The sequence below is a fragment of the Planctomyces sp. SH-PL14 genome, from assembly GCF_001610835.1.
Lineage (GTDB): Bacteria > Planctomycetota > Planctomycetia > Planctomycetales > Planctomycetaceae > Planctomyces_A.
The window spans coordinates 3,047,278-3,060,521 of sequence record NZ_CP011270.1; the positions used below are offsets into that span (position 1 = coordinate 3,047,278).

Here is a 13,244-nt window from a genome sequence, read left to right on the forward strand (position 1 = left end):
GAGCAATTCGATTACTCGAACTTGCCCTTGGCGATGACGTCCGTCTTCTTGATGCTCGCACCGCAGTAGTTGTCGAACGGAGCGAGTTCGACCGTCGCGTCGGTGTAGCCGTCGGTGCTGTTCGTTCCGCCCACGGCGTTGAAGCCGGGGTTGAAGAAGCCGTCACCGTTGGTGTCGATCATCGACTTGACCGAGCCGTCCGCCATCAGGCAGTTGCCCGTGCCGCCCCGGCCCGAGCTGCCGTGAACCGCGAACCAGTCGCGGGTGTCCTGCAGCCAGAGCTGGCCGACCGAGCTGGAACCAGCGGCGGTCGGGGTCGGGAGGACGTCGTCCGCCCAGTCTTCCGGAATGATCGGCGTGTTGTTGAGCAGCGAGACCTTCGAGCCGGTCCAGTAGGCCGGGCCGTCGTTGAAGGACTCAACGAGGCGGGTTCCGGCGGTGATGAAGCCCGGGATGTCGGTCGTGAGAACGGCTTCGTTGATGTCCCCGGCAGCGGCGTCGCCCAGAAGGCCGACGTTGCTGCTCGGAATCGGGCTGCTGCTGATGTCGGTCAGGGTCAGCGCACCGACGGCACCCTTGAGGCCCTTGGCGTCCGTCGAGGCGAGGACCGCCTGGTTGACACCGCCCGGGGCGAACTTGCAACCGCTGCGGACGAAGAACCAGCCGGCGGCGTAGTTCGTGCCGTAGCCGGCGTCGAGAACAGCCTTGACGGCGATGGCGGCAGCGGCCGAGCCGGAAGTCTGAGCGTCCAGCGAAGTCGTGGCACCCGAGACGAGCTTCTTCGGATCGTCTTCGTCGATACGGCTCGTCAGGCCATCCGGCAGGCTGCCCGTCACACCGACGGTGCTGGTCGCACCGATCAGGTCGTTCAGCTTCTCCGAACCCTTGAGCGGGTTCGTCGGGCAGAGCATCTGCTGCGGCAGGCCAGCGCCCATGTTGACGACGTCGGCGACCCAGCCGTAGAGGGCCGGGTTACCATCGCGCTTCCAGTCGTAGGCACCGGTGCACAGGCGGCCCTGCGGATCGGTTTCGGCGCGGATGAAGAACGCCTTGCCGAAGTCCTTCAGGTTGCTCTTGCACTGAGCCGAGCGAGCGGCTTCGCGGGCCCGCTGAACGGCCGGGAGCAGGAACGCGGCAAGAATCGCGATGATCGCGATCACGACGAGCAGTTCGATCAGGGTGAAACCACCCCGTCCGCTGCTCTTAGCAAAACGACGCTGCATGAGACCCTCCTCAGGGGAAATTCGAACGCGGGGCTTCTTGCAGCACTGCCCCACGCTCACGGAAAGAGCTGCGACGGCACACGGTCGCAGAAACGAAACTCATCGCCTGGATCACCGCACCGCGAGTTCGGTCGGTGTCCTTCCTTGACGGGGCGGCATTCCAATGGCGGTCTGTTAAGGGGCCGGGAACAGAGAATCAAAGTCAGAAGAAATGGAGCCCGCCTTTCAACGCCCGCTTGCTTAACGACACGCAAGCAGTACGTGAACCGATAATTAACAACACGAGTGTTCAATGCCGGTTGTCGATGCGAACGTTGCGGCGCTCAGGGTCGGGGGCCTTTCCTTGACCGGGCGCGCCTCCTGGTTCGCATCGACGCGAGACGGTCGGATTCGAAGGTTCCCTGGCCTCGGAGGATCGTTCGGCGCGACACGTCGCCGATCTCGTTAACTCGGAGTGAAAGCGCCACAGGCCATCTTGTCCCCAGGACTGGCCCGTGAGGAAAATCGCCGTCGGCGGCGACGCGGTCTGACGACGAAGCTCTCTGCGGGAACGGAAAGTGATGCCAATGACTTCGCCAACGACCAGCGGCCCTCTGGCTTCCTCCACCGATCTCAGCGGCCAGACGATCGCGGGGGGGCGGTACCATGTGGACCGCAAGCTCGGTACGGGGAGCATGGGGCACGTCTTCCTGGCTCACGACGTCAACCTCGAGACCGAAGTCGTGGTCAAGGTGCCGACGCTGGCGCGGCTCGAGAACGAGGAGTTCCGGACCCGGTTCCTGCAGGAGTCCCGCGTCCTCGTCAAGCTCGGCCATCCGCACATCGTCCGGATCCTCGACGTCGGCGAATTCAAGGCCGTCCCCTACTTCGTGATGCAGTACATCGGCGGAGGGAGCCTCGACGACCGGATCTACGACTCCGCCAATGAAGGGCCGGGACAGTCTCCGGACGAGGTCGCCGACTGGCTGCCGCGGGTCGCGGGGGCGCTCGACTTCGTCCACATGCGGGGCTTCATCCATCGGGACGTCAAGCCGGCCAACATCCTCTTCGACGAGTTCGGCCACGCGTACCTGAGCGACTTCGGGCTCTCCCGCTTCACGAGTCCGGACGAGCAGAACAGCCGGATGACGGCGGCCGGCGCCGTCGTCGGGACTCCGAACTACGTGGCCCCCGAGGTGGTCCTGGGCCAGAAGTACGCCGGGCACGCCGACCAGTATTCTCTGGCGATGATGGTCTACGAGGCGCTGACCGGGGTGGTGCCGCTCGAAGGGCCCAGTCCCTCCGCCACGATGGTGAACCAGACGTCGAAGATGCCGCCGGCCCCCTCGAAGCACAACGCCGCTCTGTCCCCGGAGGTCGACGCCGTCCTCCTCCGGGCCCTCTCCAAGGGGCCGCTGAAGCGCTATCCCAACTGCCTGGAGTTCAGCAACGCCTTCCTGGAGGCGGCGGGGCTCACCTCGGCGGGCTCGGGGGCTCAGAAGCGGAGCGGCGAGCGAGCGACGGCCGGGACCACTCCGGCTCCCCCTTCCAAGATCCCTGCGCGGCCCGCCTCGACCCGCAGTACCGTCACCAGCGCCGGAGACACGCAGATCTCCGTGCCGGTCCAGCGTTACAGCGTCAAGAAGACGACCAAGATCAAGAGGGACGGCACGGGGAGCTGCCCCAAGTGCTCGCACGAGCTGAAGCTCCGCCATAAGCACGCCGGCCAGAAGGGACAATGCGTCAAGTGCCGTGGCCTTTTGGTCATCACGCGGGACCTGAAGGAGGTCAAGCACGTCGTCATCAACCGGCGGGCCGGGCAGTCCAATCTCAGCGAGTCCGATTTCGCCCTGCGGCTGGGGACGGAGCTGTTCGGCTGGAAGCTGCCGTTGATCGCGGCTCTCGTGATCGCCGTGGTGATGACCGGGATCATTCTCTCCTCGGTCTCGTTCGTCAGCGTTCAGGCCAATCGGGACCTGGACAAGGAGAAGGCGGACAAGATGGGGACGCAGAAGGTGGGCACGGAAGGGCGCTGAGGACTGAGCCGCTGCCTCGAACCGCGCCCTTGCCGGCACGACTCTGTTTGCTCAAACCCAACGTACCACGGCAGCCAGAGGTCAAGGGGGCCACGCCCCCTTGCCGCCGGAGGCACTTCCATGAGGAACCGTGGTCAGTAACGGATGCCCCCTTTGTGGAACCGGCGTTGAGGACTCGTCACTCGCTTTGCAATCCTCGCGGGTTGGTGAGGGGGCATACGACACGTTGTCCGCGCTTGGACACACCCTCCTTCAGACATCTCTCGACGGCCAGGCCTCCGGCGGGCAAGAGGGCTTCGCCCCCTTGCATCCCCCACCAGGGTGCCCCTGGACCCGGGTGGGTGCGGGTGGGCTGTGTTTCTATTCACGAAACCTTCGCGGAATCCTCGCGATTCCTCCGGACAGTGCCCCGTCGGTCCCCTGGCCCCGACTCCCCAGCCCCGCTGGCTGAGCTGCGGCCGCCTGTTCTGAAAGCGCGCCCCCGATGTCCGGAATCCCGTTCAACCGCCCGTTCATCGCCGGCAAGGAGCTCTTCTATGTCGCCCAGGCAGTGACCTTCGGGAACATCGCCGGCGACGGGCACTTCACCAAGGCCTGCTCGCGCCTGCTGGAAGACCGTTTCGACATCCACCGCGTCCTGCTGACCCCCTCCTGCACCGCCTCGCTTGAAATGGCGGCGATGCTCTGCGGCCTCGGCCCCGGGGATGAGGTCATCATGCCTTCCTACACCTTCGTCTCGACCGCCTCGGCCGTGGCCCGCGTCGGGGCGAAGCCGGTGTTCGTCGACATCCGGCCCGACACGCTCAACCTCGATGAGTCGCTGATCGAAGAAGCGATCACCCCCCGGACCAAGGCGATCTTCCCCGTCCACTACGCGGGAGTCGGCTGCGAGATGGACCGGATCCTCTCAATCGCCCGGGCCCACGGCCTCCGCGTGGTGGAGGACGCCGCCCAGGGAGTCAACTCCCGCTACAACGGCAAGGCGCTGGGGGCAATCGGCGATCTCGGCTGCTACAGCTTCCACGAGACCAAGAACTACATCTGCGGCGAGGGGGGAGCCCTCTGCATCAACGATCCTGAGCTCCTCGAACAGGCGGAGATCATCCGCGACAAGGGGACGAACCGGCAGAAGTTCTTCCGCGGCGACGTCGACAAGTACACGTGGGTCGCGGTCGGCTCATCCTACGTCCCGAGCGAGATCTGCTCCGCCTTCCTGTACGGCCAGCTCGAGATGCTCGACGCCATCGCCGAGCGGCGGCGGGAGATCTACCGGGAGTACCGGCGGCGACTCAAGCCGTTGGCGGCGGAAGGGCTGCTGCGGATCCCGTACGTCCCGGAGGACTGCGACTCGAACTATCACATGTTCTACGTGATCCTCCCGACCGCGGAGCAGCGGGACGGCCTCCTGGAGGCGATGCGACGCCGGGGGATCCACGCCGTCTTCCACTACGTTCCGCTCCACTCCTCGCCGATGGGCCGCCAGCTGGGCGGGGACCGGTCGCTGCCGGTGACCGAGGACCTGAGCGCCCGCCTGATCCGGCTGCCGTTCTACCACGGGATCACTCCGCAGGAGCAGTCGGCCGTGATCGATCTCGTGATCGAGTTCGCCGAGCGCCGGGCGCCTGTCGCCGCGGTGTCCGTCACGGCGTGAGTCAGGTTGCGCGGCGCTCGAGGGTGATGCGGGTGGCTGCTTCCTGAGTCTCTGTGCCCGAAGAAGAGAAGGGGGCCACAGATCAACACGGATGGGAGTGGAGCCGTCGCCGACTGCGGGGCGGCGGGGGCGAGGACTATGTTTGGTCAGTCGACAAGGTTCGAACGCGAGTGAATCGTTGTGGGACATTCGAAGTCGCCGGCCGGGCCGGAGAGTTTTCCTCAAACCGTCCCCGATTCGCGGAGCGCGATGCCTCACTCCGGAACGAGTCTGGACACGGAGGCCCCCAATCCCTTGCGGGCCTACCTCGTTATCTGGGCCTGGTGCGCGGTTCTCTGCCTCCTGACGCATCTGCCGATGCTCTTCAAGCTGCATCGGGAGGGGGACGAGCTCGTCTACCTGGCACTGGCGGAGCGGATGGGCTGGGACTTTTCCGGGTACACGACCAAGGACGATCCGCGGGTCAATTCCTTTCCCTATTCGATCTATCGCCAGGACCTGTTCCACCATCCGCCGCTTTATCCCTGGCTTCTCAAGTGGGGGCTGGCCTGGAGCGATAACCCGTTGCTGGAAGTTCCCGGTGTCCCTACGCCCGAGGTGAAGCGGGGTGAGCTGTCACCGGTCGTCCCGGGACGGGTCGTGGCGTTCGCGTTCCTGCTGGCGGTCGGGGCGACACTCGCCGGGACGTACTACGCGGCCCGGCTGATGCGGATGCTCGGAGTCTCTCCCGTGCTCGGCGGGACCGCGCTCGTGGCGATGACGCTCTGTCCGCTGCTGCTGTTCTCGACCGTCCGCATCCATCACGACGCCCTGGCCGGGCTGTTTCTCTTCTGCGGCTTCGTGGCGTTCCTGGAAGCGCTCACGGAGAACCGGCTCCCGTCGGCGATCGTCGCCGCCGCCTGGCTGGTCGCCGGATTCAACCTTCGGTTCAACTCGATCCTGATGTTGCCGGTCGTTGCCGCGCTTCCGTTCTACCTGCGGCGGGGCACCGGGACGGCTGGTGAGCCGTCGGAGCCGGCGGGTCCCTTCCGCGGCGAATGGGTGATTCCGTCGATCGTATTGGGGAGTGTGGCTCTCCTGGGCCTGCAGCATTTCTACCGGCTGCTCGGGACCTATGGGTCGATCAATCCGTCGACCGTCATCCGGCCGCTGCCGGAGGCGGCCCAGTTCAGTCCGTTCCTGACGTTCGTGGAGACGAAGATCACGCGGGGGTGGATCCTTGGGGAGTTGGCGCTGATCTTTCCGGCGGCTCTGCTCTTCCTGACGCCGTCGGTCGCCCGGTCGGTGTGGTCAGCGGTGAGGGAGCGATCCGCCTCCGGAGCGATGATGCTTGCGGCGTCTTTCCTGTTCTTGGCGTCGTTGGCGATCAGTTACCGGCAGCTTCGCTACTTTGCGTTGCCGATGGTCTTCGTTCACGCGTGCTGGCCGTGGGCGCTGCAGCATTCTCTGCAGGGGTGGATGCGCGGCGTGGCGTTGGGCCTGGCGGGAGTGACCGTGTTCCTGATGGTGACGACCGGTTTTCTCAATGCCACGATGGCTGAGCCGGAGCAGATGATGCTGATTCCGTCGGCGGCGATGTTCTGGCCTCCGCTGCAGCGGGCATACGAGCTCTGATGGGCGGGCTGTTGATATCCGGGGTCCAGGGGTAACCCCTGGTGGGGGATGCAAGGGGGCGAAGCCCTCTTGCCCGCCGGAGGCCTGGCCGTCGAGAGATATCTGAAGGAGAGCGTGTCCAAGCGCGGCCGACGTGTCGTGTGCCCCCTCACCAACCCGCGGGGACTGCAAAGCCAGCGGTGTGGATTGAGAGAGTCCTCAACGCCGGTTCCACAAAGCGGACGTCCGTTGTGTCCCACGGTTCCTCATAGAAGTGCCTCCGGCGGCAAGGGGGTGAGACCCCCTTGACCCCGGCTGCCGTCGCACGTTGGGCTTGAGCTATCAGCGCTGTGCCGGCAACGATGCGTTCGAGCCAGCGGCACCATGTCGGCGGCCTCATCGCTTCAACGCGGCCCCGCAGGACCAACCCCCAACCGCTCCAGCCCGGCCCGCACCCGCGCATCCCCCGGCGCAACCGCCCACGCACGGCGGAGGTCCGTCTCAGCCCCCCGAAGATCGCCCCGCATCGCCAAGATCGTGGCCCGGTTGATCAGGCTGTCGACGTGGTCCGGGTCGAGCTTCAGCCCTCGGTCGATCTGCCGCCCCGCCTCGTCCAGATCCCCCGTCATCGCCAGCAACCGCCCCAGGTTGGAATACTCCCCCGGTCCCGGCCGGTGCCGCATCGCCATCCGGGCGTTCTCCAGAGCGCCGGACAGATCGCCCCGGTCTTCCAGGATCTGCGCCACACGGGCATAGACCAGCGAGTAGTGCGGCTCGACGCGGATCGCCTCCCGATAAGCCTCCAGCGCCTCATCCATCCGCTCCTGCTTCTCAAGGCTCTGGGCAAGGTTGCTCCAGCCCAGCTCGAACCGCGGAGCCATCCGCGTCACCTTGCGGTACTCCGCTTCCTGCTCCGCCAGCGAGGTCCGTTCCTGCGCCAGATCGTTGACGCACAGATAGCAGTCCGGGTTCTTCGCCAGCGTCCGTCGCCACAGCGTCGTGATCGACCGGTAGTCCTCGATCTGAAACCACGTCAGCCCGATGAGCAGCAGACAGACCGCCGTTCCGCACGCGCGCCCAAGCAGCGGACTCCGACTCCCGAGCGCCGCGAGAGCCACCCCCGCCGCCGTAAGCGGCCCGAGGCTGGCGAGATAGACGAAGTGGTCCGCGACCACCGAGAACCGCATCGGATAAACCGGCAGCAGTCCCAGCACCGGAAACAGCGTTCCGCCAAAAAAGAACGTCAGGGCCAGCGGCCAGCGGACGCCCCGCCGGGCCGGGATGACGAGAAGACCAAGCAGCGCGATGGTACCGGCGAGCGGAATCCAGTCAGCCGCACGGGAGCCGTCGAGAGTCCAGCGGGGATAGAAGAACGACAGAGGCCAGGGGAACAGGATCTTCCCGAGGTAGAACCACGGGACCGCCCCTGCCGTGGCGAGCCGCCGCGCGAGGGTCCATTGCAGGTCTCCGGTCTGGGCAAAGACGTGGACCCGCTCCAGCCAGGCGGTGTGCAGCCCTCCCGCGATCCCCAGGACGAAATGCGGCAGGAGCGGAATGACGTCCCGCGCCGTGACCTTTCCGTCCTTCCACCACACGGCGACGAGGATCGCCGCCGGCAGCGTGGCGGTGATGCTCTTGCTGAGGAGCGCCAGGACGAACAGTCCCAGCGCGAGTGTGTAATGGGCCGCGGAAGAACTTCGTTCCCCGGTCCGCCCCTCGCGCCAGTCCCAGTAGACAAGAAATGCGGACAGGTAGAAGAGCCCCGAAAGGACGTTCTTCCGCTCCGTGACCCAGGCGACCGACTCGACATGGATCGGGTGGACCGCGAACAGGGCCGTTCCCCAGAAGGCGACCCCGACAACGGCCGCGGCCGGAGACCAGCGCCGCAGAAGCGCGTAGAGAAGGACGACGCTCCCGGCGTGCAGGAGAATGTTCATCAGATGAAAGCCGGCCGGGTGGAGACCCCACAGCCGGTGCTCCAGCCAGAAGGTCGTGTAGACCAGCGGGTAATACTGGGGCGTGGCGTGCCGGTCGAACCAGATCCGGCCGAGGCCATCCGGACTCTGAACGAGTTCGTTCTTCGTCAGGTACGCGTCGTCGTCCCAGATGTAGCCGCAGCGGAGCGCCGGGGCGTGGGCCGCGATCGCCAGAACGACAAGCGCCGCGGCGGAAAGAAGGAACTCCCGGGACCGTTCGCTCACGACGACGTCCCCCCGCCCGGCGCTCGACGCCGCCGGAGGCGATCCACGAGCGGACCGGGACCGAGGAGGCCGATCACCCCCAGCCATGCGGCAGCGCTGAGGGCGGCGCCGACGTAGAACGACCTGGGCGCGTACGTCATCCGGACCCGGTGGCGGCCCGCCGGCAGCCTTACGCCGCGCATCGTCCGGTTCGTCTGCAGGAGCGGAACGGAACGGAACGCCTCGTCCCCCGTCGCCACGGACCCCTTCCAATCCGGAGAGTAGGTGTCGGACAGGACCACCACCCCTTCGGCTCCGAGAACCGCTTCGATCTCCAGCTCGCCCGGCTCGTAGCGAACGATCCGGCAGGATTCCGCCGCGTCTGTCTTCGGCCCCCACTGGATCGCCTTCTTCGCAAACTCCGTGGCGAGCGCTGCGTCCTCGACGACCGCCGTCTCGTGGAGGTCGATCGGGTTCTCGCGTGGGAAGACGAGCTGCATCATGACCGGGAGCCAGCGGTCGCGCTGGCCAGGAGAGATCGGCTCGAGCGGCAGGACCCGATGGACGATCCAGGCGGCGGGGAACGGAGCGTCGTTCTTGAGGACGAGCACGCCGGGGGGGAGTCCATCGTCGTCGGTGTTGACCTGCCGCAGCGGCGGCCCGAAGGGAATGATCGGACTGGCGTCGGGTGCGTCCGAAGGGGGCCAGCTCGTCCGCAGGCCGACGGTGGAGCCCAGGAAACTGTTCGCGTCGGTCATCTTGTCGACGACGAAGTATTCCGTCCCCCAGGCGTCATACGACCGCCGGGGAGCGAGGAACGCCCCCTTGTCCGGGAGCGGCAGCGTGTCGTACCACGCCTCGTGCTCGTTGTTGTCGAGCGTCCCGAACGACGCCACGACTCCGATGCGAAGCGGAACGTTCTGCCGCACCACGATCATCCGCCGCTGCCAGTCGACCCGCTCCTCGAGCGGGTACCGGTCGGGGGGATCGAGCGGGTTGATCCAGCTGTTGGACCGCGCGATCCGGACGGGACGTGCGGACATCCGCCCCTCCTCCTTCGTCACCCGCTCGATCACGCCGGCGAGTGCGGGAGGCGGGGGCCCTTCCCATTGCCGACGGTCCACCGTGTGGACCAACGGGGCATTGGCGAGTCCGAGATCGACCGCCGTGAGAGCCAGGACGATCCAGGCCAGGGCTGAGGAGCCGCTGACGACGCGGCGCAGCCATCCTCCGCCGACATCCGAGGAAGGAAACCGCAGGCGAACGAGAGCGATCGAAACCAGCGCCACGACGAGCGTCTGGAGGCCCGCCAGGATGATGTCGCGAATTGCCCCCGCGCCGTCGAAGGCAAAGTTCCGGGACCGCTTGCGGCTGTTGAGGAGCGTCTGGAACCAGTCCCCCGCGAGCCACGCGAATGCGAGCCACGCCAGGCTCAGAATCGCCAGTCCCCCCAGGATCCGGATCCATCGGACGGAGAGGCGGCTCTCCTTCGCCGGGTCCGCCCCGCCGGCCGCGAGGCGATCCAGGCCTTGTGCCGCGAGCAGGCTGAGCCCGCAGTTCGTCAGCACCATGAGCTTTGCGGGATACCGGAACTCCGAAAACCCCGGCAACAGAATGCTCAGCAGCCAGTACAGCCCGCCGATGCCGCCGTTGACGCTCGTCGGAGTCTTCCACGGAGATTCCCCCATCCACTCCGACACATGCCGGCCGACCCAGCCGAGACCATAGACACCCCACGACGCGACGAACGTGAGAAGGACGATGACGGTGAGCCACCGGCCTCTCACATCCCCCGTTCGGAACCGCAGCGCCGCCAGCGCCAGCAGGAACGTCCACAGGCCGATGTACTGCGAAGGCACCCACACCGACGGCTCAGCACCGAGAATGAACATCCACCGGCTGTCGTCGGGGAAATACCGCCCGGTGACGTTCGGCCACAGGAACTCGACGAGCCGCCATGGCGCGAAGCTGTAGCCGTAAACGGACAGTTCATGCTTCGCCGGGGGAGGAGGATCTCCCACGAGGGCGTCGTACCAGTTTGGCGGCCGACCGGTGTCGGGCCGCGGAACCGGGTCTCCCTGCCGGAGGAGGTAGCCGGGGACCTCGAAGAGGTTTGAAGGAACCTCGCGCGCGGCGCGGACGCTGGTCCGGTTCGCCGCTTGCGTCGGCAGGATCTGGACCGCCGACAAGAGACCGCCGAGTCCGGCTGCGAGGGCGAGGAGGACCAGCCGGTGCTTCGTCCAGGCGGCCCATCGACCGTGCCCCGTCTCGTTGTGATCGGCCGCGGGGGCGGACACCGCCCGTTCGCGAACGGGCGGGAGAGACGAAACGGAACGTTCCCCGAAGAACCATGTCATGGCTGCGTACATGGCCACGAGGAGTCCGGCCTCATACGCCAGTTGCGGGTCTCCACCGAGGACCATCAGGGCCAGCGTCATGGAGAAAAGCGGCACGTGGCGGACGCTCCGGCTGTCGATCAGACGCGCCCCGCTCCAGAGCGCCAGAGGGAGCCACGCCGCGCCGCACAGAAAGACGACGTTGCAGTAGTTGATAAGGATGTTGCCGCCGCAGGCATACGAGATCCCCGCCAGCGCGGCGGCGGCCGGTGAGGCCCCCCAGCGGCGGGCCGTCCAGGCGCTCGTCAGCCCCGCCAGCAGGACGTGGACCAGGATGTAGGCGTGATACCGGGCCCAGTACGACGCGGGGAGGAAGAAGATCAGCTTGAGTGGATAGAGGACGCTCGATGTCGGGGAGGCCAGCAGCGGCTCCCCGGAGTTGGAATACGGATTCCAGAGGGGGATCCGCCCCGCCTCCCACTCCTGCTGGATGAAATCGAAAAGCGGGTAGTAGAAGTGCAGGGAGTCCCGAAAGCTGAGGAGCCCCCCCTGGAACAGGACCGAGCGAAACAGCCAGCCGATCAGCAGGGCCAGCACCCCAAGGATCGCCGACCACGCGAGCAGACGGCTCCGCAGCGAGTCGAACGGCGGGGATTCCGGAGAGGTCATCGAGGGGGCAAGGGGAAGGCGATTCAAGACGGCCAGAACGGTGGTGGTGCCCAGGGAACGCGGCCCCGGGGGAATCGACCGCGGCGTCAGCTTCCCCAACCGGTCCGGTAGAGGGGGGAGAGGAACGGGAAATAGAAGTAGAACGCGGGAACGACTTCGGCGGTGGACTGGTCGAAGACCGTCGACCAGTAGTCGGACGAGATCGACGAAACAAACGTCAGCGCCAGGACGGTGACCACCGTTCGAGGGAACTTGCGAACCGTCGCCCACAGCATCCACGGGAGCAGCAGGCAGAACAGGGGCGTCCACAGGGCGGCGTATCGGAGCTGCGTGTGGGAGAACCAGAACCAGCAGGCAAACAGGTAGCCCAGGCTCGCCCACAGCGCGGCGCACCAGTGTCCCGCCCGGAATCCCTCGAAAACCTGACCCAGGACCGGGGGGGAAAGAGCCAGCAGGAGGACCGGCATCATCACCGCCAGATGGAACGTCGACTGCAGCCGCGTCTGGTTGTCCCAGAAGACGGTGACCGGCAGGACTTCATGGATGTTCGCAACGGGGACAATGATCGCCGAGGGGGAGAGCGTGCCGTACTCGGCCAGCAGACGGTAGAAGTGCTGCATGCCGAGCGTCATCACGAGTCCGAAGACGATCGCGAACACGGTCCAGTGGGCCGGGCGTTGCCAGACCGGACGCGCGTCGGGTGCCCCGGCTCCTTCTCCTGTCGCGACCCCGACCCCCGCCGCCAGGCGCTGATCCCGATAGAGGGAAAACAGCTGGAGCAGCGGAATCAGCGGAAGGGCCACGAGGCAGTTGAACCGCATGTTCAGCGAGGCCGCCAGCAGCAGTCCCGCCGCGACCGCCAGCGCCGCGCTCCGGCGATCGAGGGCGCCGACGTACGCCAGCAGTCCTCCCGCCAGGAGGATTCCGGAGAGGCCGTCGTGCAGGAGCCGTGTCGTCGTGAACCCCTGGAGCGGCTCCACGGCGCAGAACAGGAGCCCGGCGGCCAGCGCGATCCGGTCGCAGGGGAGAATCCGCGGGGTCGCCGTGATCGCCGCCAGCAACCCGATCATGCACAGCAGCGCAAACGTCAGACCGGTCTCGGCGGGAGCGCCGACGCTGATCCCCAGTTTCAGGATCAGGGGGTAGAGGGGCCCGTGATGGAACAGGGGCTGCCGGTAGATGGAGTAGGGCCAGTTCTGGACCCGCGGCGAATCCTGGGTGTTGTAGTGGGAGAGGTCCCACTTCATGAGCCGGGCCAGCTCCAGATAGACGATTTCGTCCCCCTCCTTCCACTCCCGGAAGAACGCGGGGACGTGGAGCAGGATCGAAAGCGTCGCCGACATCGCAAAGACGAAGAACGTGTCGAAGGCGGCGCGTCCCCAGGAAGCACTCTCGTCGACCGGCTCGGCGGGGATCGCGGGCTTTGTCGCCAAACCAGTCGTCATTGCTCGCGAGTGCTTTCGAATCTGCTGCGTACGCCGCGCGGGAGCGCTTTGCTCCGCCGTCTTCCCGCGACGAAGGCCCATGCCGGATTCCACACCGGATTCCGTGAGGCGGATCGCCGCAATCGAGAGGTT

Annotated in this window: 7 protein-coding genes; 3 read left to right on the top strand and 4 right to left on the bottom strand. The window is 66.5% G+C overall.

The window, feature by feature from the left end; translation table 11 throughout:
• Positions 1 to 11: 11 nt before the first annotated feature.
• The gene (locus VT03_RS11855) at positions 12 to 1,223 is read right to left on the bottom strand and encodes a DUF1559 domain-containing protein (RefSeq protein ID WP_075093174.1); all 1,212 of its coding nucleotides are present in this window, start codon (positions 1,221 to 1,223) and stop codon (positions 12 to 14) included.
• Between the two features lie 566 nt (positions 1,224 to 1,789).
• Here VT03_RS11855 and VT03_RS11860 point away from each other — a divergent pair.
• The 3 genes from VT03_RS11860 to VT03_RS11870 all read left to right on the top strand — a co-directional run bounded on the left by VT03_RS11860 (position 1,790) and on the right by VT03_RS11870 (position 6,503).
• A complete protein-coding gene (locus VT03_RS11860; protein WP_075093175.1) occupies positions 1,790 to 3,238 on the top strand; it encodes a serine/threonine protein kinase in 1,449 nt (482 codons plus the stop codon).
• 484 nt (positions 3,239 to 3,722) lie between these two features.
• Positions 3,723 to 4,889, top strand: coding sequence for a dTDP-4-amino-4,6-dideoxygalactose transaminase (gene rffA / locus VT03_RS11865; protein WP_075093176.1), 1,167 nt, complete (start codon positions 3,723 to 3,725; stop codon positions 4,887 to 4,889).
• 249 nt (positions 4,890 to 5,138) lie between these two features.
• Positions 5,139 to 6,503 carry a hypothetical protein gene (locus tag VT03_RS11870; protein ID WP_075093177.1) on the top strand — a complete coding sequence of 455 codons (1,365 nt, stop codon included), beginning with the start codon at positions 5,139 to 5,141 and terminating at the stop codon, positions 6,501 to 6,503.
• 383 nt (positions 6,504 to 6,886) lie between these two features.
• Here VT03_RS11870 and VT03_RS11875 read toward each other — a convergent pair whose 3' ends face one another.
• The 3 genes from VT03_RS11875 to VT03_RS11885 form a co-directional block, all read right to left on the bottom strand.
• Positions 6,887 to 8,683, bottom strand: a complete 1,797-nt coding sequence (locus VT03_RS11875) for a tetratricopeptide repeat protein (protein WP_075093178.1) — start codon at positions 8,681 to 8,683, stop codon at positions 6,887 to 6,889.
• A complete protein-coding gene (locus VT03_RS11880) occupies positions 8,680 to 11,667 on the bottom strand; it encodes a YfhO family protein (protein WP_075093179.1) in 2,988 nt (995 codons plus the stop codon). Before VT03_RS11880 ends, VT03_RS11875 begins: the two co-directional genes overlap by 4 nt.
• 86 nt (positions 11,668 to 11,753) lie before the next feature.
• Complete coding sequence (locus VT03_RS11885; protein WP_156514439.1) at positions 11,754 to 13,112, bottom strand: hypothetical protein; 1,359 nt, start codon at positions 13,110 to 13,112, stop codon at positions 11,754 to 11,756.
• Positions 13,113 to 13,244 lie beyond the last annotated feature (132 nt).

Bases quoted from the DNA above. Each gene is read 5' to 3' on its own strand.
- VT03_RS11855 (WP_075093174.1), bottom strand. From the start codon at position 1,223: ATGCAGCGTCGTTTTGCTAAGAGCAGCGGACGGGGTGGTTTCACCCTG.
- VT03_RS11860 (WP_075093175.1), top strand. From the start codon at position 1,790: ATGACTTCGCCAACGACCAGCGGCCCTCTGGCTTCCTCCACCGATCTC.
- rffA (WP_075093176.1), top strand. From the start codon at position 3,723: ATGTCCGGAATCCCGTTCAACCGCCCGTTCATCGCCGGCAAGGAGCTC.
- VT03_RS11870 (WP_075093177.1), top strand. From the start codon at position 5,139: ATGCCTCACTCCGGAACGAGTCTGGACACGGAGGCCCCCAATCCCTTG.
- VT03_RS11880 (WP_075093179.1), bottom strand. From the start codon at position 11,667: ATGACCTCTCCGGAATCCCCGCCGTTCGACTCGCTGCGGAGCCGTCTG.
- VT03_RS11885 (WP_156514439.1), bottom strand. From the start codon at position 13,112: ATGACGACTGGTTTGGCGACAAAGCCCGCGATCCCCGCCGAGCCGGTC.